General features: G+C 53.3%; 12 protein-coding genes and 1 pseudogene. 10 read left to right on the top strand and 3 right to left on the bottom strand.

The features are described 5' to 3' along the window. The first annotated feature begins 179 nt into the window (after positions 1 to 179). Positions 180 to 2,216 carry an NADPH-dependent 2,4-dienoyl-CoA reductase gene (locus J1778_RS13375; protein ID WP_274388759.1) on the top strand — a complete coding sequence of 679 codons (2,037 nt, stop codon included), beginning with the start codon at positions 180 to 182 and terminating at the stop codon, positions 2,214 to 2,216. Positions 2,217 to 2,288: 72 nt separating this feature from the next. On the opposite strand, the gene rlmG is transcribed toward J1778_RS13375, so the two are convergent. Next, positions 2,289 to 3,440 carry a 23S rRNA (guanine(1835)-N(2))-methyltransferase RlmG gene (gene rlmG / locus J1778_RS13380; protein ID WP_217173589.1) on the bottom strand — a complete coding sequence of 384 codons (1,152 nt, stop codon included), beginning with the start codon at positions 3,438 to 3,440 and terminating at the stop codon, positions 2,289 to 2,291. Positions 3,441 to 3,612: 172 nt separating this feature from the next. On the opposite strand from rlmG, the gene J1778_RS13385 reads away from it, so the two are divergent. From J1778_RS13385 to J1778_RS13400, 4 genes are all read left to right on the top strand, one after another. Then, complete coding sequence (locus tag J1778_RS13385; protein ID WP_112286754.1) at positions 3,613 to 4,119, top strand: M48 metallopeptidase family protein; 507 nt, start codon at positions 3,613 to 3,615, stop codon at positions 4,117 to 4,119. A gap of 31 nt (positions 4,120 to 4,150) precedes the next feature. Further along, positions 4,151 to 5,137: a Gfo/Idh/MocA family protein gene (locus J1778_RS13390; RefSeq protein ID WP_217173590.1), complete on the top strand. Its 987-nt coding sequence runs from the start codon at positions 4,151 to 4,153 to the stop codon at positions 5,135 to 5,137. 26 nt (positions 5,138 to 5,163) lie between these two features. Beyond that, positions 5,164 to 5,910, top strand: coding sequence for a glutamine amidotransferase (locus J1778_RS13395; protein ID WP_217173591.1), 747 nt, complete (start codon positions 5,164 to 5,166; stop codon positions 5,908 to 5,910). Between the two features lie 412 nt (positions 5,911 to 6,322). Next, on the top strand, positions 6,323 to 7,294 hold the full coding sequence (locus J1778_RS13400) for a TerC family protein (protein ID WP_217173698.1): 972 nt from the start codon (positions 6,323 to 6,325) through the stop codon (positions 7,292 to 7,294). 146 nt (positions 7,295 to 7,440) lie between these two features. On the opposite strand, the pseudogene J1778_RS13405 reads toward J1778_RS13400, so the two are convergent. Next, positions 7,441 to 7,917 (bottom strand): annotated as a pseudogene (locus tag J1778_RS13405) (Hcp family type VI secretion system effector); the annotation flags it as partial. A 904-nt stretch (positions 7,918 to 8,821) separates the two neighbouring features. After that, a complete protein-coding gene (gene mgtA, locus J1778_RS13410; protein WP_217173593.1) occupies positions 8,822 to 11,524 on the bottom strand; it encodes a magnesium-translocating P-type ATPase in 2,703 nt (900 codons plus the stop codon). A gap of 353 nt (positions 11,525 to 11,877) precedes the next feature. Here mgtA and treR point away from each other — a divergent pair, with 353 nt between their 5' ends. The 5 genes from treR (at position 11,878) to nrdG (ending at position 19,015) form a co-directional block, all read left to right on the top strand. Continuing rightward, complete coding sequence (gene treR, locus J1778_RS13415) at positions 11,878 to 12,828, top strand: trehalose operon repressor TreR (RefSeq protein WP_217173594.1); 951 nt, start codon at positions 11,878 to 11,880, stop codon at positions 12,826 to 12,828. Between the two features lie 151 nt (positions 12,829 to 12,979). Further along, complete coding sequence (gene treB, locus J1778_RS13420; protein ID WP_217173595.1) at positions 12,980 to 14,398, top strand: PTS trehalose transporter subunit IIBC; 1,419 nt, start codon at positions 12,980 to 12,982, stop codon at positions 14,396 to 14,398. Between the two features lie 22 nt (positions 14,399 to 14,420). Then, the gene (treC, locus tag J1778_RS13425) at positions 14,421 to 16,064 is read left to right on the top strand and encodes an alpha,alpha-phosphotrehalase (RefSeq protein ID WP_217173596.1); all 1,644 of its coding nucleotides are present in this window, start codon (positions 14,421 to 14,423) and stop codon (positions 16,062 to 16,064) included. 343 nt (positions 16,065 to 16,407) lie between these two features. Beyond that, positions 16,408 to 18,546 (top strand): anaerobic ribonucleoside-triphosphate reductase, encoded by a 2,139-nt coding sequence (gene nrdD, locus J1778_RS13430; RefSeq protein ID WP_217173699.1) that lies wholly within the window; start codon positions 16,408 to 16,410, stop codon positions 18,544 to 18,546. 4 nt (positions 18,547 to 18,550) lie between these two features. Then, a complete protein-coding gene (nrdG, locus tag J1778_RS13435) occupies positions 18,551 to 19,015 on the top strand; it encodes an anaerobic ribonucleoside-triphosphate reductase-activating protein (RefSeq protein WP_217173597.1) in 465 nt (154 codons plus the stop codon). Positions 19,016 to 19,139: the final 124 nt, after the last annotated feature.

Genomic DNA, 19,139 nt, shown 5'->3' on the forward strand with positions numbered 1-19,139 from the left:
TCCCGCAAAATTAATCCACCAAATTTAATGTTTGCCGATTAATAATATGCGTAATAGTTAATTAACTCTCAGGCAATTCCCCGGAGTGATACATATCACAGTCATTGCACGCTGACTTTCCAATTGCTCTGCCACCCGCTAAATTGAATTCATCTCCTCCGACCACTTAAGAGAATTCCATGACTGAACGCGCTTCGCTGTTTTATCCGCACCTGCTGGCGCCGCTGGATTTAGGTTTTACACAACTGAAAAATCGCGTGCTGATGGGTTCTATGCACACCGGACTTGAAGAACTGGAGGACGGGCCTGAACGTCTGGCAGCCTTTTATGCCGAACGCGCTGCCGCTGGTGTCGGGCTGATTGTCACCGGCGGCATTTCGCCCAACGCACAGGGTGTGGTGTATCAGGGAGGTTCGGTACTCGCCGAACAGGAACATATCACCCATCATCGCGTGGTGACTGACGCCGTACATGCCGCTGGCGGCAAAATTGCGCTGCAAATTCTTCATGCTGGCCGTTACAGTTATCAGCCCCACCCCGTTGCGCCTTCAGCACTTCAGGCACCGATCAACCGATTTACACCTCACGCCCTGAGCGAAGAGGAAATCGAATCAACGCTGTCAGATTTTGCCCGCTGTGCGCAACTCGCGAAGGAGTCCGGCTATGACGGTGTGGAAATCATGGGCTCCGAAGGTTATCTGATAAACCAGTTCCTCACCGCGCGCACCAATCAGCGCACGGACCGCTGGGGCGGTTCCGCCAATAACCGCATGCGGTTTGCCACCGAAGCCGTACGCCGCGTTCGCGAAACCTGTGGCCGGGAGTTCATCATTATTTATCGCTTATCCATGCTGGATCTGGTCGAGGAAGGCTCGGACTGGCAGGAAGTCGAAACTCTGGCGCAGCACATCGAGCAGGCTGGCGCGAGCATTATCAACACCGGCATCGGCTGGCATGAAGCGCGCATTCCGACTATCGCCACGATGGTTCCCCGCGCGGCGTTCAGTTGGGTGACGCAAAAACTGATGGGCAAAGTGGGTATTCCGCTGATCACCACCAACCGCATTAACGACCCTGACGTGGCGGAGAAAATTCTCGCCGAAGGTTGTGCGGATATGGTGTCGATGGCACGCCCGTTCCTCGCCGATCCGGCGTTTGTCGAAAAAGCCGCACAAGGTCGTGCTGACGAAATCAATACCTGCATCGGCTGTAATCAGGCCTGTCTGGATCAGATATTCGCCGGTGAAGTCACTTCCTGTCTGGTGAATCCCCGCGCCTGCCGTGAAACGCAGTTACCCCTGACCCGTGCGGAAATCACCAAACGTCTGGCCGTGGTCGGTTCGGGGCCGGCCGGACTGGCCTTTGCCACTACCGCCGCCAGCCGCGGGCATCACGTCACATTATTTGATGCACACAATGAAATCGGCGGACAGTTTAATGTCGCCAAACAGATCCCCGGCAAAGAAGAGTTTTATCAGACGCTGCGCTATTACTCGCGCCAGCTGACATTACTGGGCGTGACGCTGCGTCTGGGTGAAACCGTCACCGCCAGCCAGTTAACGGGTTATGACGAAGTGATCCTCGCCTGCGGTATTTCGCCACGTCTGCCGGATATTCCAGGCATTGATCACCCGGGCGTACTGACCTATCTCGACGTGTTGCGCGATAAAAAACCGGTCGGCCAGCGTGTCGCCATTATTGGCGCGGGCGGTATCGGTTTTGATACGGCTGAATATCTGGTGCATAAAGGCGTGTCATCAAGCCTGAGTACTCAGGCCTTCAGCCACGAATGGGGAATCGACCAGAGCCTGACGCATCGCGGCGGTCTGGCACCGCAGGGACCTCAGCCAGAACCGGCCGCGCGGGAGATCGTTCTGCTGCAACGCAAAACCACTAAAGTCGGCGCAGGACTGGGAAAAACCACCGGCTGGATCCACCGCGCCAGCCTGCTGCAGCGTGGCGTGAAGATGCAAAGCGGCGTCAGCTACGAACGCATCGACGATGCGGGTTTGCATCTGATCATGAACGGCGAGCCGGTGTGTCTGGAAGTGGATAACGTGATTATCTGCGCCGGACAGGAACCGCAGCGCGCCCTGTATCAGCCGTTGCAGGATGCCGGAAAAATCGTGCATCTGATCGGCGGTGCAGACGTGGCGGTCGAACTTGATGCACGTCGTGCTATCGATCAGGGCACGCGGCTGGCGCTGAAAATTTAGAAAACGACATTAGAAAATGCCAGACAAAAAAAAGCCGCGATGAGCGGCTTTTTCATATCAGCAATTCAGCGATTAGTGATGCGAGGCAGTTTTTACCGCACGCAGGATCACGAATTTCTGGTTGGTGGCAATAGTCGTGCAGTTGCCGAACAGGCGGCGCAGTTTCTGGTAGTAATCCAGATGGCGGTTGCCAACGATGCGCAGTTCGCCGCCGGTTTGCAGGCAGCGTTTGGCGTCGCAGAACATGCGCCACGCGGTGTCATCACTGACGACAGTGCCCTGATGGAACGGCGGGTTACACAGCACGGCGTGCAGGGTTTCGCGCTCGACACCGGCCAGCATATTGTTCACTTCGAAATGACAGCGGCTGACATCTTGCGGCAAATTGTTTTCGACGTTAATACGGCTCGATTCTACCGCCATATAAGATTCATCGACGAACAGCATTTCCGCATCCGGGTTCAGCGCCAAAGCGGTCATGCCAATCACGCCGTTACCGCAGCCCAGATCTGCCATACGCCCTTCGATACCTTCCGGCAGATGCTGCATGAAGAAGCGTGCGCCGATATCCAGACCGCCGCGTGAGAACACGTTGGCGTGGTTGGAAATCCGGAATTCACTGTCATCCAGCGCCCATTCGGAAATCACCGGCTCAGCGGTTTGCGCTGGCAGAGTCGCTTCACAATGGATCAGACGGGCTTTTTTCCATGCCAGGCTGGTTTTGGTTGGCCCGAGGATTTTCTCGAACAACTGCAACGTAGAGGTGTGGATATCACGGGCTTTCGCGCCGGCGATAATCTGTGTGTCCGGCATCACCACTTCACGCAGCGCCAGCAGTTGTTGTTCCAGCAGCGCCAGCGTTTTTGGCACTTTGATGATGACCAGACCCGGATTGATTGGCAACGGTACCAGGCTGCTTTGCGCCGCCACGCTGTCTTCGTCAAATCCGTTAAGACGCAGGTTATGGCGCATCGCCAGCTGACTCATGAAAGAGTCATTAATGCTGGTCGGGTTGTGCGGCTGCAAGGCGCAGGCCAGCGTGCCAAAAGCATCGTTGAAAATCAGCAGCGGACGGCCGTTGAGCGCGTCGGTGTTCAGGTTTTGCAGCAGATATTCATCCGCCGCTTCCCATGCCTGTAACTGCGTTGCCGCTTCTTCCAGCGGATAACGTTCCAGACGCAGTTGCAATAACTGACCACCTGTTTCGGTTTCGAATTGGCTCATTGGCCCTCCTCTATTATTCAATTTGCGCTGTTTATCCCTTAATTTGGTCTATCAGTAAAACGTTTTTTCAGTTAAAAAGGGGTTTATCTGCCGGACTGGTGCGATCGAGACGAAAACACCGCTTACCGGTATGGCATCTTTTCCCCGTCAATAAGAGACAAAGCAAACAGTTATGCCTGAATTGACCTATCTGCAAGGCTATCCCGAGAATCTTCAGGCTCAGGTGCGCCAGTTAATCGAACAGGAACGTTTAGGTAAAGTGTTGCTGACGCGATACCCCGAGCCGCACGAGCTGACCACTGACAAATCGCTTTATCAGTATACGCTGGACCTGAAAAACCAGTTTTTGCGCAGTTCATCGCCGTTAAGCAAAGTCGCTTATGACAATAAAATCCACGTGATGAAACACGCGCTGGGGCTGCATACCGCCATATCGCGCATTCAGGGCGGCAAGCTAAAAGCCAAAGCGGAAATCCGCGTCGCGACGGTATTTAAAAGCGCGCCGGAAGCGTTTCTGAAAATGATTGTGGTGCACGAACTCGCACACCTGAAAGAAAAAGAACACAACAAAGCCTTCTACAGCCTGTGCTGTCATATGACGCCCGACTATCATCAGTTAGAATTTGATACGCGCATGTACCTGACGCATCTGGAAATATTCGGCAAGTTATACCAATAATTCATTGTCCACTTATCTATAGGGAATACATATGATTCGCTTTGCAGTCGTCGGCACCAACTGGATCACCCAGCGTTTTATTGATGCCGCACACGAGAGCGGTAAGATGAAGTTAACCGCGATTTACTCCCGCACGCTGGAAGGCGCTAAAAAGCTCGGTGAGGATTATCCGGTTGAACATTATTTTGATTCCCTTGAAGCAATGGCCGCATCTGACCTGATTGATGCCGTCTATATTGCCAGCCCGAATTCATTACACGCCCCACAATCGCTGTTGTTCCTCAGCCATAAAAAGCACGTGATTTGCGAGAAGCCGCTGGCGTCTAATCTGCAAGAAGCCGAAAGCCTGATCGCCTGCGCGAAAGAAAATAACGTGGTGCTGTTCGAAGCGTTTAAAACCGCCTATCTGCCGAATTTCCTGCACATGAAAGGCGCGCTGAACCGTATCGGTAAACTGCGTAAAGCTATTCTGAATTACTGCCAGTATTCCTCACGTTATCCGCGCTATCTGGCCGGTGAAAACCCGAATACCTTTAACCCGGCGTTTTCCAACGGCTCAATCATGGATATCGGCTATTACTGTCTGGCCAGCGCCATTTCGCTGTTTGGTGAACCGGAATCAGTAACAGCCACGGCGACATTACTGGACAGCGGCGTCGACGGTCAGGGCACGGTGATTTTGTCCTATGCCGATGATTTCGAAGTGGTGATCAACCATTCCAAAATCAGCGACTCCCTGCTGCCAAGTGAAATTCAGGGCGAAGACGGCACCCTGCAGATGAAAAAACTGTCTGAATGCCAGACGCTCAGCCTGACGCCACGTGGCAGCCAGAAGCTGGACCTGACGCAACCTCAGCACATCAACACCATGCTGTATGAAGCAGAAACTTTTGCGATTCTGGTCGATAGCCAGTTTGTCGCGCACCCGGGGCTGGAAGTCTCGCGCATCACTGCCAAAGTGCTGACCGAAATCCGTCGTCAGACCGGTGTGGTGTTTCCGGCCGATAATCAGCCTTAATGTTCCGTAAGTATCGGGAGTAACAGATGATTGCACCCAGTCAGAAACCGCTGTTGATTTTACAAACCGGCCACGCGCCGGAGCCTATCCGTCGCGCGCACGATAACTTCCCGCAGATGTTTATCCGCCAGGGGGATATCGATCCGCAGCAGGTCGTGATTGTGGATTTGCAGGCGGGTGAACGCCCGCTGCCGCCTGAAAATTATTGCGGGGCGATCATTACCGGTTCGCGCAGCATGGTGACTGAACGTCTGGCATGGAGTGAAGAAGCGGCGGACTGGGTACGTCTGGGTATGTTGCAGGAATTACCGATGTTCGGTGCCTGCTACGGCCATCAGCTGATGGCGTACGCGCTGGGCGGCGAGGTGGATTATCATCCGCAAGGAATTGAAGTGGGCACCCATGAAGTCACGCTGACGCCTGCCGGCCATCTTGATCCGCTGGTGTCACAGCTTCCTGCACAGTTCGCGGCCAACCTGATCCATCTGCAAACCGTCATTACGCCGCCCGCGACGGCGACGGTACTGGCGAAAACGCGGCATGACCCGCATCAGATCCTGCGTTATGGCCCCCATGCTGTCAGCACCCAGTTCCATCCGGAATTCAGTCTGGCGGTGATGAAAACGTATTTGTCGTGGCTGGGTTCCATCGCCGAAGACGATTCAGTGGACTTTGCGCATCAGGCTCAACAACTTAGTGAAACACCGCTCAGTCAGGGGCTGCTGCTGGCCTTTGTCGGCGCACTCGGCAAACGTCAGGCGCTGGCGGGTTAATGCACTATAATGTTTCTGAATGTTTGACACTGGACACATTTTGCATTAATTTGCAAAGTGCAAAGGGGAGTAACTTCTTCGCCGGATAATCGTCATTACGGTGTCTGGACCCGCGCTCACGCAGCGCCGTCTCAGCCACCCGGTTACCGGGGCAACCCACTAATTAATGTTTACCCGAATAATTCGAGTTGCAGGTAGGCGGCAAGCGAACGAATCCCGATGAGCTGACACAGGTCAGTGATTCGGGTGAGCGAACGCAGCCAACAACCCTGCGGCTCGAAGGATGAAGGGGAAACGGGTTGTAAGTGAGACCTTGCCGGAAGGCGAGGTTGCTCACAGCTCAAAAATGAGCGGCTAACGTCTTCCGACGCTGGCCGTTTTTTTTTGATGTTTTTTTGAGGATATCGCAATGATGAACTCCGTAGGCAACCCGATGTTGTGGGGCTCCTTTGCCGTGGTAGTGATAATTATGCTCGCGTTCGACCTGCTGTTGCAGGGTCGCAAAGGCGCGCAAACCATGAGTATGAAAAGTGCCGCAATGTGGTCGCTGGTGTGGATCGGCCTGTCGCTGCTGTTCAACTTCGGCTTCTGGTGGTATCTCAACGGCGAGTTTGGCCGTGAAGTCGCCGACGCCAAGGCCACCATGTTCCTGACCGGCTATTTGCTGGAAAAAGCGCTGGCTGTCGATAACGTCTTCGTCTGGTTGATTCTGTTCAGTTACTTCTCTATTCCGTCTAACCTGCAACGCCGCGTGCTGGTCTATGGCGTGCTCGGCGCTATCGTCCTGCGTACCGGTATGATTTTCGCGGGTAGCTGGCTGGTGGGGCAATTCAGCTGGATTTTGTACGTGTTCGGCGCGTTCCTGCTGTTCACCGGGATTAAGATGGCACTGGCGAAAGATGACGACGGAGAAGTGGGCGAGAAACCGATGATCCGCTGGCTGCGCAGTAAAATGCGTATGACCGACGATTTGCAGGGCGAGAAATTCTTCGTGCGCCGCAACGGTATTCTGTTCGCCACACCGCTGTTGCTGGTGCTGATTATGGTCGAGCTGAGTGACGTGATTTTCGCGGTCGACAGTATCCCGGCAATCTTCGCCGTGACCACCGACCCGTTCATTGTGCTGACGTCTAACCTGTTTGCGATCCTCGGCCTGCGTGCGATGTACTTCCTGCTGGCGGGCGTGGCGGAACGTTTCTCAATGCTGAAATACGGTCTGGCGGTGATCCTGATTTTCATCGGTATCAAAATGCTGCTGCTCGACGTGTTCCACATTCCGGTGGGGATTTCGCTGGGCGTGATCGCGTCGATTCTGATCATCACCTTACTGATTAACACCTGGGTGAACCGTCGTAACGATCTAAACAATACGCGAAAGTCATAGCATTAATCAGGAATAATGAATGGGCGGATATTACGTCCATTCATTATTTTACCTGTTTATTTTCAATGAAGATTATCAAAGCTTATTTCCATCGGCATACCCCCACTCCGATTACGAGCCCGTCCAACTGACCGAAGGCAATGCTTCGCTGTGGCCCTCTCATTCCATTTTTCTTTGTGTATGATATTACCGTCGCAGTGCTTCCAGGTAATCGCCTCATAACGTAGCTGAATGTTTTCCAGATGCGTTCCCGTTGTGCCGCCAGGATGGAGCGTTGGAGTGATCGCAGTGATCTTCACGTTCTCTAACAGAATATTGAAATACTCATGTTCCATGCCTGAATCCACTATCTGATACATCTTTATTGTTGCAGATTTCAATACCAGGTTATTTGTGAGAGCGCGGTATAGCAACGGGGTGACTTTATCGAACTCTTTTTGAATGTTGATGGGCTCATGTACGCGTGTACCCGTCAGTCTCCCCGTATGCCCGCAGCAGGGTATAGAAAGGTGGTGAGCAAACGATTTCAACTCAATGGCACCCACGCGGCCAGAAACCAACGAGCCACCGATAATCGGAGAATTATTTTCATCTGTTAGAAATAAATAAGCTGGAATAGACATGTTATATCCTTATAAAGTTAATTATTACGTTTGTCTCTGCCTGTGATTTTATCAATCACTTTGTACAAGATGTATAGAAATATTAGCCAAGCTCCTATACCTACAAACTTCATCGGCCACGGCTCGATGTACATAATGCAAAGTATTGGCCCAAATATCATCAACGGTGCAAATGCGAACTCAAATAAATAATAAATTATAAAAGCAACTATTTTTTCAATTGCAGTAAGTATCATCTTGATGACTTTAAAAAACACCCCGTCTTTAGGCATTTATTTTCTTCCTCACCAACTCAATTATTTTTCTGAATGCAAGCCCAGTTTAGTCGGGCTCTAATTAATACTGAATCACTCGTTTTGATATATTAATTCATACGGCGTATACATCTACCTAAGTTTTACAAAAATGCTTATGAGTGATGGCGTAGCCAAGGAATGGGAATTCATTACACCGACTTCAGTCTGTACGCCCTACTATACTATTGCCTTCCCTCACCCCTTTTTCACCAACAAGCATTTAATCACATTACTCACTCGTTACTGGCTAACCTGACATTACTTGTTCTTGATTTTTGTTATTTGAAAGTTCACTTATTGTGTAAAATACACACTTATTAGAATTTCTTTAAACGAAACATATAAAATAAATCCCTCGCATTAGAATTTGATATCCGGCCACGGCATCAGCGGTAAATTACCGGCCGGTGCGGCAAAAGCAGAAGCGGTGAGAAACAGGGATGAAGCCAGAAGAGTACGGCGGAAAGGCAATAACATCGGTGAAATTCCTCAGAGTAAAAAGCGAGCCCTCTTAGCCCGCTGAATCTAAAGGAATAACTATAGCTGCCGGATAAAAAAAGGCGGTGACTGAGTTAACAATCACCGCCTTTATCATTCACAGGAAACGATTACTGCCAGCCGTAACGACGCACGAACCAGCCTTTCACGCACTGCGTCAGCACCATGTAACCCGCAAGGATGGCGATAAGCCATGGGAAATAGCTCAGCGGCAGCGCCTGCAATTGCAGGAATCCGGCAACCGGCGAGTAGATCAGCGCGATACCGGTGATCACGACCATCAGCGTCATAATGCACAGCGGCCAGGAGGCGCGGCTCTGAATAAACGGCACTTTTCGGGTGCGGATCATATGTACAATCAGCGTCTGCGACAGCAGCCCTTCAATGAACCAGCCGGACTGGAACAGCGTCTGCGCTTCCACCGTATTGGCTTTAAAGACCCACCACATCAGGCTGAAGGTCAGGATGTCGAACACGGAACTGATAGGCCCGAAGAACACCATAAAACGGCCAATATCTCCGGCGTTCCAGCGCTGTGGTTTCGCCAGCTGTTCTTCATCGACGTTATCAAACGGGATCGCCACCTGTGACACATCGTAAATCAGGTTCTGAATCAGCAGATGCAGCGGCAACATCGGCAGGAACGGCAGGAAGGCGCTGGCCACCAGCACGCTGAAAACGTTACCGAAGTTAGAGCTGGCCGTCATTTTTATGTATTTCAGCATGTTGGCAAAGGTTCTGCGCCCTTCTGTCACGCCCTGCTCCAGCACCATCAGGCTTTTTTCCAGCAGAATAATATCAGCCGCCTCTTTGGCGATATCTACCGCAGAATCCACGGAAATACCGATATCTGCCGCGCGCAGCGCCGGTGCATCATTAATGCCGTCGCCCATAAAGCCAACCACATGCCCTTCGCCGCGCAGCACGCGCACAATGCGTTCTTTGTGCATCGGCGTGAGTTTGGCAAATACCGTGGTTTTGCGGGCGACGTGCAGCAACTGTACATCATCAAGTGCATCGATATCGCTGCCGGTCAGCACCGTTTCTGCATGTAATCCGACATCTTTGCAGACTTTACGCGCCACCAGCGGGTTATCGCCGGTGAGAATTTTAACGGTGACACCTTTGCGCTGTAACGCTTCCAGCGCCGGTGCGGTGCTTTCTTTTGGCGGATCGAGGAATGCGATATACCCGGCCAGGATCAGGCTGGATTCATCGGTCACGCCATAACCCTGTGTGCGCGATGGCATCACTTTATGCGCCACAGCCACCACGCGTAAGCCCTGCTGGTTCAGGTCGTCAGTAATGCGGCGGATGCGTGCGAGCAGCACATCGGTCAGCGGCACAATCTCACCGTTGAGCTGCACCAGCGTACAAATCGACAGCATTTCTTCCAGCGCACCTTTGCAAATCAGGCGGTGATTTTGGTCTTTTTCTGCCACGACCACTGACATGCGCCGGCGGTCGAAATCAAATGGAATTTCATCTACTTTCAGCGAGTTATGTACCGGACCGGCATCGCCCGCTTCCAGCACGGCAACATCCAGCAGGTTTTTCAGGCCGGTCTGATAATGGCTGTTCAGCCACGCCAGATGCAGTACGTCATCACTGGTCACGCCCAGCACGTCAGTGTGACGCTCGAGAACGATTTTATCCTGCGTCAGCGTCCCCGTTTTATCGGTGCAGAGGATGTCCATCGCGCCAAAGTTCTGGATAGCGTCCAGACGTTTGACGATCACTTTCTGGCGGGAAAGTTTCACCGCGCCTTTCGCCAGCGTCGAGGTGACAATCATCGGCAGCATTTCAGGCGTCAGCCCGACCGCCACTGAAAGCGCAAACAGCGCGGCTTCCCACCAGTCGCCTTTGGTGTAGCCGTTAATGACCAGCACCACCGGCGTCATCACCATCATAAAGCGGATCAGCAGCCAGCTGACTTTGCTGATACCGGCCTGGAAGGCATTCGGTTGAGTATCTTCCTGCACCACGCGTTCGGCCAGCTGACCGAACCAGGTTTTGCCGCCGGTGGCGATCACCATCGCAATCGCCGTGCCGCTGACCACGTTGGTGCCCATAAAACACAGCGTGTTCAGTTCGAGCGGATCAACTGCAACCGGTTTTTTCTCGCAGGCATGTTTTTCCACCGGCAGGGATTCACCGGTCAGCGCCGCCTGGCTGATAAACAAATCTTTGGCCGAGAGAATGCGCAAATCTGCCGGGATCATATCCCCCGCAGAAAGCTTGATCAGGTCACCCGGCACCAGCTGGCTGATGGGGATTTCCACCGTTTCACTTCGTCCGCTTTGTGCATCACTGCGCAGCACCGTGGCGGTGTTGCTGACCATGGCTTTCAGCGCATCGGCGGCTTTGTTGGAGCGTGCTTCCTGAATGAAGTGCATAAAGGTGGAAATGAACACCATCGCGCCAATGACCAGCGCCGCCGTGAGATCGTCGGTCGCGTAAGACACCAGGCCGAGCACGGTCAGCAACAGGTTGAACGGATTGCGATAGCAGTACCACAGGTGCAGCCACCACGGCGCAGGCTGCTGGTCGCCGGTCTGATTAAGGCCTGAGACTTCGCGGATAGCATCGGCCTCGTGCGCGGTCAGCCCTTCAGGATGACTGGCAAATTGCAGATACAACTGATCTTCCGTCGCACGGGCACAGGCCTGACAATGCGCAGCCATTGCCGCAGGAATAGCCTGCGCCGCACGGGCAGGAACGTTTTCCAGCATCGGATCGCGACGGACTAAACGGCGCGGTAAGTTGCGGCTGAGCGCGCTAAGCAGCCGGGAAGTGAAATCTTTGAACATCATTCGCACCTTATTGCGCCCACGGGAAAATGACCGCAGACGGGCAAAAGGGTTATAACAAAACAGGGGCGAACGAACAGACGTACACCACCGCTTACCTGATAACTTTTAACGTCACGGTAAGCAGCAGCAAAAAGCGGGTGCTTACCGGATCACAACGGACCTACAGAATTGGGGTCGGGTTCCATGGGTTTTCACCTCCGGTAAGGAACGGTCTGGAAATTCATACGCATCGGGTATAAAAATCCGTTAGGGTAGAGCTGTTAACTACGCCTCAGGCGTATTTTCCGCGGATTATAGACCTGTTTACTGCAACCGAACTTAAACCTGATCAAACTTAACCATACAAAATAACTATGCAAAATCGCCTGACCATAAATGACATTGCGCGCCTGAGCGGCGTCGGTAAATCCACGGTTTCCCGCGTGCTGAACAATGAAGGCAATGTCAGCCCGCAAACCCGCGAACGGGTTCTGCAGGTGATTGAGCAGGAACATTTCAGCCCGTCGAAATCAGCGCGGGCGATGCGCGGGTTCAGCGATAAAATCGTGGCGATCATTGTGTCGCGCCTCGACTCTCCGTCCGAAAATCAGGCCGTCCGCGCCATGCTGCCACTGTTTTATCAGCAAGGTTACGACCCGATTGTGCTGGAAAGTCAGTTCAGCGCCGAACGTGTTAAAGAGCATTTACAGGTGCTGAAACAGCGCAATATCGACGGCGTGGTGTTGTTTGGTTTTACCGGTTTATCGGCGCAGATACTGACACCGTGGCAGGACAAACTGGTGATGCTGGCGCGGGATATACCGGGGCTGTCTTCTGTTTGTTATGACGATGCAGGCGCGGTGCAGTTGCTGATGCAAAAGCTGATGAAACAGAACCTGCGTAACATCGGCTTTATTGGCGTTTCCCCGCAGGACACCACGACAGGCCAGCGCCGCAGCGAAGCCTACCGGGCATTTTGTCAGGAAAACGGGCTGATACCGCACATTGCGCTGGGTGAACTCACCTATCAGAGCGGTTTTGAGCTGATCCCGCAATTACTGAAAAACGACGTGCAGGCGGTAATTTGTGCCTCCGATACCATCGCCATCGGTGCGCAAAAATACCTGCAACAGCAGCAAATCCGTGACATTCAGGTGTGCGGTATCGGTAATAACCCGCTGCTGCGTTTCCTCTTCCCTGAATCTCTTTCAGTTGAACTCGGTTATGGCGAAGGCGGTGAGGCGGCGGCGAAGCAACTGCTGGCGCAACTCAGCGGTTCTGCGGCCTTGCAGCAGCGGATTATCCCCGGCAAGCTTGCTTTCTGAGTCCCCGCTTTTCTGTTCTGTGCTTTTCTAAAAAGCAGAAACTTTGTGATCGTTCCGGCAAAACTGGGAACGTTCCCTGACAAGTTCCCATCACCTTCGCTATGCTTGAACCGTACCCTACACACTTACGCAAAATCACAGGCCACTTCCCATGAGCAAAGTTAAGCAACAGGATGTTGATCAGCTGATCGCCCTCGTCGGCGGCAGCGACAATATCGCGATGGTGACTCACTGCATTACGCGTCTTCGTTTTGTCCTCAATGATCCGTCCAAAGCCGATCCCAAAGGCCTCGAAGCCCTGCCGATGGTAAAAGGCTGCTTTACCAACGCCGGTCAGTTCCAGGTCGTTATCGGGCCGGAAGTGGATGATTACTATAAAGTCCTGATCGCCAGCACCGGTAAGAGCGCGGCCGGAAAAGAACAGGCAAAAGTCGCCGCCCGCCAGAATATGAGCTGGTTTGAGCGCAGCATTTCTCACTTCGCAGAAATCTTCTTCCCGCTGTTACCGGCGCTGATCAGCGGCGGTTTGATTCTCGGTTTCCGTAACGTTATCGGTGAAATCCCGATGAGCGGCGGCCAGACGCTGGCGCAGATGCATCCGCTGTGGCAGTCGATTTACGATTTCCTGTGGCTGCTCGGCGAAGCGGTATTTATGTTCCTGCCGGTGGCGGTCTGCTGGTCAACGGTCAGAAAAATGGGTGGCACTGAAATCCTCGGTATCGTGCTCGGTATCACGCTGGTGTCGCCGCAGTTAATGAACTCCTACAACCTCGGGCAACAAATTCCTGAAGTGTGGAATTTCGGCTGGTTCACCATCGAAAAAGTCGGTTATCAGGCGCAGGTTATCCCTTCAGTTCTCGCCGGTATGGCGCTGGCGGTTATCGAAAATGGCCTGAAACGCATCATCCCTAATTATCTGTATCTGGTGATTGTGCCGGTCAGCTCACTGATTATTGCCGTGTTCCTGGCGCACACGCTGATCGGGCCGTTTGGCCGCATGATTGGTGACGGCGTCGCCTTCGCAGTGAAATTCATCATGACCGGCAGCCTCGCGCCAATCGGTGCCGCACTGTTTGGTTTCCTCTATGCGCCGCTGGTCATTACCGGCGTGCATCAGACAACGCTCGCCATCGATATGCAGATGGTACAAAGCACCGGCGGAACGCCAGTCTGGCCGCTGATCGCCCTGTCTAACATTGCCCAGGCAGCCGCGGTCGTCGGTGTGATTATCGTCAGCCGTAAACATAACGAGCGCGAAATTTCCGTGCCTGCGGCGATTTCTGCCTTCCTCGGCGTGACCGAACCGGCGATGTACGGGATCAACCTGAAATACCGCTTCCCGATGCTGTGCGCGATGATCGGCTCGGCGTTTGCCGGCCTGATTTGCGGCCTGTTCCACGTCACGGCTAACGGCATCGGCGTCGGCGGATTGCCGGGCATTCTGTCCATCAAACCGCAGTTCTGGAGCATCTACGCGCTGGCCATGCTGGTAGCGATTGTGGTGCCGATTATTCTGACCGTGCTGGTTTATCAGCGCAAAGCCCGCCGTGGCGAACTGGCAGTGGTATAAAACATTCAGTAAGGAAAATGGAATGAACAGCGAATTGCCGTGGTGGAAAAACGGCGTGATTTACCAGATTTACCCAAAGAGTTTTCAGGACACTACGGGCAGCGGCACCGGTGATATCAACGGCATCACGCAGCGTCTGGATTACCTGAAAACACTGGGCGTCGATGCCCTGTGGCTGACACCGATGTACCTCTCTCCGCAGATTGATAACGGCTACGACGTGGCGGATTACTGCGAGATCGACCCGGCTTACGGTACGCTGGAAGACTTCGAGCGGCTGACCGCTGAGGCGCATCAGCGCGGGATCCGCATCGTGATGGACATGGTGTTTAATCATACCTCGACGCACCACGAATGGTTCCGCCAGTCGCAGGATCCGGGCAGTCCATTCCGCCCGTTTTATATCTGGCGTGACAGCGCAGCCGAAGGCGGCCCGCCGAATAACTGGCGTTCTAAATTCGGTGGCGGTGCCTGGCAGTGGCATGAAACCAGCGGCCAGTATTATCTGCATCTGTTCGCCACCGAGCAGGCCGATCTCAACTGGGAATACCCGCCGGTGCGCGAGGCGCTGAAAAAAGTCTGCCAGTTCTGGGCGGATAAAGGCGTCGACGGTCTGCGGCTGGATGTGATTAATCTGGTATCAAAACAGCAGGACTTCCCGTCCGACGATACCGGTGATGGTCGCCGTTTTTATACCGACGGGCCGCGCATTCATGAGTTCCTGCAGGAATTCAGCCGCGATGTGTTCAAACCGCTCGGGCTGATGACGGTCGGCGAGATGTCTTCCACCAAACTGGAACATTGCCGCCGCTACGCTGCCAATGACGGCAGTGAACTGTCGATGACGTTTAACTTCCATCACCTGAAAGTCGATTATCCCAACGGCGAAAAATGGACGGATGCGCCACCGGATTTCGTCCAGCTCAAGGAGATTTTTCGCGAATGGCAGCAGGGAATGCACGGGCATGCGTGGAACGCGCTGTTCTGGTGTAATCACGATCAGCCGCGCATTGTGTCGCGCTTTGGTGATGAAGGCGCACTGCGCAATACGTCTGCCAAAATGCTGGCGATGGTGCTGCACGGTCTGCAGGGCACGCCGTACATCTATCAGGGTGAAGAAATCGGCATGACTAATCCTGGCTTTAAGCATCTGGAACAGTATCGCGATGTGGAAAGTCTGAATATGTTTGCCGAACTGAAATCCGACGGGCGCAGCAACGAAGAACTGTTGCGCATTCTGGCGAAGAAATCACGGGATAACTCGCGCACGCCCATGCAATGGAATGCCGGGGAGCAGGCCGGATTTACCACCGGCACGCCGTGGATTTCCGTCAGCCACAACGCGCAGGATATCAATACCGAACAGGCGCTGGCGGATAAAGACTCCGTTTTTTATCTCTATCAGCAACTGATCCGACTGCGCAAAACGCTGCCGGTACTGACCGATGGCGATTATCAGGATTTGCTGCCGGAACATCCGCAGTTGTGGTGCTATACCCGTCAGTCAGCAACCAAAACCTTGCGGGTGATGGCAAACCTGAGCGCACAGGATCAGGCGTTCACCTTGCCGGAATTCACCGGCAGTACGCTGCTGAGTAATTACGACACACCGGCTGCTTCCGGCATGCTTCGTCCTTACGAATGCCTCTGGCAACTCACCGAATAATCTGAAATTTCTGTTCTGTCGGGTCAGTCACACTCGTGTCTGGCCCGTTTATTTTTTATGCATCTCCTTATAAAACAACACGCAAAATTCAGGCCAGAACTTACAGTTGGTCACCAATTCTTCCGCCAAAAAAATTCTTTGTTTCAGGTCAATAAAACGAGAATTATCACTCGCGTGAATGCTACATGTAGTGTGTATAGTACACACCCAACCCAAGATATAGCGGTTTCCTGCAAAAACCACACAACCGGCCTGTAAGCCTTGTGGGGCGCGGGATCCGCCCAATAGGAGTGTCATTGTGAAGGCAGACAGATTGGAAACCGTACCCGCAAAATCCACAAAAATGCAGCCCATCGTGATCAAGCGGGATGGTTGTCAGGTCCCTTTCGATGAAGTTCTGATTAAACAAGCGGTGCAACGCGCCGCCGCCGCCGCCGGTATCGACAGCGTGGATTATTGCGCGCAGGTTGCGCGGGTGGTGGCGGAAAGTCTGCAAGATCAGGCTCGTGTTGATATCCACGATATTCAGGATGCGGTCGAAAATCAGCTGATGGCAGGTCCGCATAAAAAGCTGGCACGCGCGTATATCGAATACCGCCATGACCGCGATGTGAAACGCGAAATGCGTGGCCGCCTGAATCAGGAAATCCGTGGTCTGGTTGAACAAAGCAATATGGCGTTGCTCAACGAAAACGCCAACAAAGACAGCAAAGTGATCCCGACACAGCGTGATCTGCTGGCCGGTATTGTCGCCAAGCATTACGCCAAACAGCATATTTTACCGCGTGATGTTGTACTGGCGCATGAGCGTGGCGAAATTCACTATCATGATCTCGATTATTCCCCGTTCTTCCCGATGTTTAACTGCATGCTGATCGACCTGAAAGGCATGCTGAATCACGGTTTCAAAATGGGTAATGCGGAAATTGACACGCCAAAGTCCATTTCCACCGCGACGGCCGTCACCGCGCAGATTATCGCGCAGGTCGCCAGCCATATTTACGGCGGCACGACCATTAACCGTATTGATGAAGTTCTGGCACCGTTCGTCACCGCCAGCTTCAATAAACATCGTCAGACTGCCGAAGAGTGGCAGATTGCGGATGCAGAGGGCTTTGCTCACAGCCGCACCGAAAAAGAGTGTTATGACGCCTTCCAGTCGCTGGAATATGAAGTCAACACGCTGCACACCGCCAACGGCCAGACGCCGTTCGTCACCTTTGGTTTTGGCCTTGGCACGTCGTGGGAATCGCGTCTGATCCAGCAATCAATCCTGCGTAACCGCATTGCGGGTCTGGGCAAAAATCGTAAAACTGCCGTGTTCCCGAAACTGGTATTTGCCATCCGCGACGGCCTCAATCACAAAGCCGGTGACGCCAACTACGATATCAAGCAACTGGCACTGGAATGCGCCAGCAAGCGTATGTACCCGGACATCCTCAATTATGATCAGGTGGTAAAAGTCACGGGGTCGTTCAAAACGCCGATGGGCTGCCGCAGTTTCCTGGGCGTGTATGAAGAAAACGGCGAGATGATCCACGAAGGCCGCAATAATATCGGCGTGATCAGCCTGAACCTGCCGCGCATCGCGCTGGAAGCAAACCACGACGAAGCGGCGTTCTGGACACTGCTCGATGAACGTTTGCTGCTGGCGAAGAAAGCGCTGATGACCCGCATTGCGCGCCTCGAAGGCATCAAAGCGCGCGTTGCGCCGATTCTGTATATGGAAGGGGCGTGCGGCGTACGCCTGAAAGCCGACGACGATATTTCCGGCATTTTCAAAAACGGCCGTGCATCGATTTCGCTCGGATACATTGGCGTGCATGAAACCATTAACGCACTGTTCGGCAATCAGACCCACGTGTTCGACGCCAGTCAGTTGCGTGAAAAAGCCGAGGCGATTGTGGCCCGTCTGAAAGCGGCAACCGAAAGCTGGAAAGACGAAACGGGCTACGGTTTCAGCCTGTACAGCACGCCGAGCGAAAACCTGTGTGACCGCTTCTGCCGTCTGGATAAAGCCGAATTTGGCCTGGTGGCGGGTGTCACCGACAAAGGGTATTACACCAACAGCTTCCATCTGGACGTCGAGAAGAAAGTGAATCCGTACGAAAAACTCGACTTCGAAGCACCTTATCCGCCACTGAGCAACGGCGGTTTCATCTGCTATGGCGAATACCCGAACCTGCAGCACAACCTGAAAGCGCTGGAAGACGTGTGGGATTACAGTTATACCCGCGTACCGTATTACGGCACCAACACGCCAATTGATGAATGTTACGACTGCGGCTATACCGGCGAATTCGAATGCACCAGCAAAGGATTCACCTGCCCGAAATGCGGCAATCACGAGCCTTCCCGCGTGTCAGTCACCCGCCGCGTGTGCGGTTATCTCGGCAGCCCGGATGCGCGTCCGTTTAACGCCGGTAAGCAGGAAGAAGTGAAGCGCCGGATTAAACATCTGGGTAACGGTCAGCTGGGTTAATGTTTTGAGATTCCATCAATATTATCCGATCGACGTGGTCAACGGGCCGGGAACACGCTGCGTGCTGTTCGTTTCCGGCTGCGTCCACGAATGCCGCGGATGCTATAACAAAAGCACCTGGCGGCTGGATTCTGGTAAACCGTTTACGCAGGAAGATGAAGACCGCATTATCGCCGATCTGCAAAGCACAGTGATCCCGCGTCAGGGTTTAACGCTGTCCGGTGGCGACCCGCTGCATCCGCAAAATCTTTCTGCGGTGCGCCAGTTGTTATTGCGCGTGCAGGCGGAATGTCCGGGCAAAGATGTGTGGATGTGGACGGGTTATACGCTCGGGGAACTGAGTGCTGAACAGCAGGAAGTCGTGGCGTTAATCAACGTGCTGGTCGACGGTAAATTCGTGCAGGAACTGAAAGACCCTGCACTTATCTGGCGCGGCAGCAGCAACCAGGTGATTCATTACCTCAGATAACATTAAAGGCACTCCTTTTCCGGCAGTGCCTTCTCTTTTCTCTCGTCATTACATCTCTTCGTTTTCATCTCTCTTCCCCCGATCCTTTTTCACCCACAACCTTAATCAAAAAATTTGCCGGACT

The sequence above is a fragment of the Rahnella bonaserana genome (assembly GCF_019049675.1).
Lineage (GTDB): Bacteria > Pseudomonadota > Gammaproteobacteria > Enterobacterales > Enterobacteriaceae > Rahnella > Rahnella bonaserana.

Excerpts from the sequence above, each read along its gene's own strand:
- mgtA (WP_217173593.1), bottom strand. The coding sequence starts at position 11,524 with ATGATGTTCAAAGATTTCACTTCCCGGCTGCTTAGCGCGCTCAGCCGC.
- J1778_RS13390 (WP_217173590.1), top strand. The coding sequence starts at position 4,151 with ATGATTCGCTTTGCAGTCGTCGGCACCAACTGGATCACCCAGCGTTTT.
- treR (WP_217173594.1), top strand. The coding sequence starts at position 11,878 with ATGCAAAATCGCCTGACCATAAATGACATTGCGCGCCTGAGCGGCGTC.
- J1778_RS13375 (WP_274388759.1), top strand. The coding sequence starts at position 180 with ATGACTGAACGCGCTTCGCTGTTTTATCCGCACCTGCTGGCGCCGCTG.
- J1778_RS13400 (WP_217173698.1), top strand. The coding sequence starts at position 6,323 with ATGAACTCCGTAGGCAACCCGATGTTGTGGGGCTCCTTTGCCGTGGTA.
- nrdD (WP_217173699.1), top strand. The coding sequence starts at position 16,408 with ATGCAGCCCATCGTGATCAAGCGGGATGGTTGTCAGGTCCCTTTCGAT.
- treB (WP_217173595.1), top strand. The coding sequence starts at position 12,980 with ATGAGCAAAGTTAAGCAACAGGATGTTGATCAGCTGATCGCCCTCGTC.
- J1778_RS13395 (WP_217173591.1), top strand. The coding sequence starts at position 5,164 with ATGATTGCACCCAGTCAGAAACCGCTGTTGATTTTACAAACCGGCCAC.
- J1778_RS13385 (WP_112286754.1), top strand. The coding sequence starts at position 3,613 with ATGCCTGAATTGACCTATCTGCAAGGCTATCCCGAGAATCTTCAGGCT.
- treC (WP_217173596.1), top strand. The coding sequence starts at position 14,421 with ATGAACAGCGAATTGCCGTGGTGGAAAAACGGCGTGATTTACCAGATT.
- rlmG (WP_217173589.1), bottom strand. The coding sequence starts at position 3,440 with ATGAGCCAATTCGAAACCGAAACAGGTGGTCAGTTATTGCAACTGCGT.